The sequence below is a fragment of the Marinifilum sp. JC120 genome (genome assembly GCA_004923195.1).
Taxonomy (GTDB): Bacteria; Desulfobacterota; Desulfovibrionia; order Desulfovibrionales; family Desulfovibrionaceae; genus Maridesulfovibrio.
On record RDSB01000129.1, the window covers coordinates 1 to 634 of the forward strand.

At 47.0% G+C, this 634-nt stretch carries 1 protein-coding gene; it reads right to left on the reverse strand.

The annotated features are described in order from the left end of the window. Window positions 1-355: 355 nt before the first annotated feature. Window positions 356-550, reverse strand: a complete 195-nt coding sequence (locus D0S45_20695) for a hypothetical protein (protein TIH06666.1) — start codon at window positions 548-550, stop codon at window positions 356-358. Window positions 551-634 lie beyond the last annotated feature (84 nt).

Below are 634 nucleotides of genomic sequence, written 5' to 3' on the forward strand. Positions count from 1 at the left end.
AGGGGATTTGCTCTATTTAATTAGGAATAAGGTCGATTACTGATAGAACAAATCCAGGCTACTGTGTTTAGTAATCAGATTTGTTCGTGACCGATATGCACGGGCAAAACGGCAGGAGGTTGTTAGCGCGACCTCCTGCCACCCGCTTTCACGAAGGTCATGTGTAAAAGGCCGCAGCGTAACTATTACTAATGAATTCAGGACAGACAGTGGCTACGGCTCAGTTTGGGTTGTGCTGTTGCTGGGCGGCGATGACGCCTGTACGCATTTGGTGATCCGGTTCTGCTTCCGGTATTCGCTTAATTCAGCACAACGGAAAGAGCACTGGCTAACCAGGCTCGCCGACTCTTCACGATTATCGACTCAATGCTCTTACCTGTTGTGCAGATATAAAAAATCCCGAAACCGTTATGCAGGCTCTAACTATTACCTGCGAACTGTTTCGGGATTGCATTTTGCAGACCTCTCTGCCTGCGATGGTTGGAGTTCCAGACGATACGTCGAAGTGACCAACTAGGCGGAATCGGTAGTAAGCGCCGCCTCTTTTCATCTCACTACCACAACGAGCGAATTAACCCATCGTTGAGTCAAATTTACCCAATTTTATTCAATAAGTCAATATCATGCCGTTAAT